The organism is Lentzea sp. NPDC060358 (assembly GCF_042725365.1).
Classification (GTDB): domain Bacteria; phylum Actinomycetota; class Actinomycetes; order Mycobacteriales; family Pseudonocardiaceae; genus Lentzea.
Genome location: NZ_JBHXCW010000506.1, coordinates 1 through 1,093 on the forward strand (window position 1 = coordinate 1; position 1,093 = coordinate 1,093).

Annotated in this window: 2 protein-coding genes and 1 pseudogene; all 3 read right to left on the reverse strand. The window is 68.1% G+C overall.

Annotated elements, in window-relative coordinates:
* Positions 1-307 (reverse strand): annotated as a pseudogene (locus ACFWGZ_RS41225) (FAD-binding oxidoreductase); the annotation flags it as partial.
* Positions 308-353: 46 nt separating this feature from the next.
* Entirely contained in the window at positions 354-878 is a 525-nt protein-coding gene (locus ACFWGZ_RS41230) for an ATP/GTP-binding protein (RefSeq protein WP_382457014.1), read from the reverse strand.
* 106 nt (positions 879-984) lie between these two features.
* Positions 985-1,065, reverse strand: a complete 81-nt coding sequence (locus tag ACFWGZ_RS41235; protein ID WP_382457015.1) for a hypothetical protein — start codon at positions 1,063-1,065, stop codon at positions 985-987.
* Between the last annotated feature and the right edge of the window lie 28 nt (positions 1,066-1,093).

Consider the following 1,093-nt stretch of genomic DNA (forward strand, 5'->3'; position numbering starts at 1 on the left):
GGTCGACGGACTGGGCGAAGCCGTCCAGCTTGCCGACCCAGTCGACGGCGCGTGAGGAGTCCGGCGCCGCGACCGAGACACCGAGGCCCTCGATGCGCGGGGCCTGGGACTCCCAGAAGTTGAGCTGGTAGTCCCGCTCGTACTGGAGTGCGGTGTGGAACATGCACTGCGTGGACATGACCCGGCCGGAGCGGATCTCGTCGGCGGTGCGGTTGGACATGAGGGTGACGTCGTACCCCTTGGACTGGAGTCCGAGGGCGAGCTGGAGGCCGGACTGACCTGCTCCGACTATGAGTATCTTCCGCATCGCGGTTCTCCGTGCTGGGTGTCTGGGAAGTCCAACGGGACGGCCCTTAGGCGGGGGTGGCGTCGAGGGCGTGGCCCACGAGGGCCAGCAGCGACTCGACGACGGTGATCCGGTTACGCGCGTCCATGATCACAACAGGCACGTGCGGCGGTATCGTCAGGGCCTCCCGTACGTCCTCGGCCTCGTACCCGGGCGTCCCCTCGAAGTGGTTGACGGCCACGACGTACGGCAGTCCGCAGCTCTCGAAGTAGTCGAGGGCGGGGAAGCAGTCGGCGAGCCGACGGGTGTCGGCCATCACGACCGCGCCGATCGCGCCGCGCACCAGGTCGTCCCACATGAACCAGAAGCGCTGCTGGCCCGGTGTGCCGAACACGTACAGCACCAGGTCGTCGTCGAGGGTGATCCGGCCGAAGTCCATCGCGACGGTGGTGGTGACCTTGTCGGGCGTCGCGGAGAGGTCGTCGGTCTCCTCGCTGGCCTGGGTCATCATCGCTTCGGTCTTCAGCGGGGTGATCTCGGAGACGGACCCGACGAAGGTCGTCTTGCCGACACCGAAGCCGCCCGCGACCACTATCTTCGTGGCGATGGGGGCACGGGTGCGGTCCAGCTGCCAGGCCTGAAGCGATTCCTCTGCCTGGTCCGCGACGCCCGGCCGACGCGGGGCGAAGAGCGGCGACTCAGAGACGGCGGAGTCCATTGAGCACCCTTTCGAGCAGTGCGCGGTCGGGCTGGCCGGTGCCGTGACCGGTCCCGTACACGCGGATCTTTCCTTGGTCGGCGAGGTCG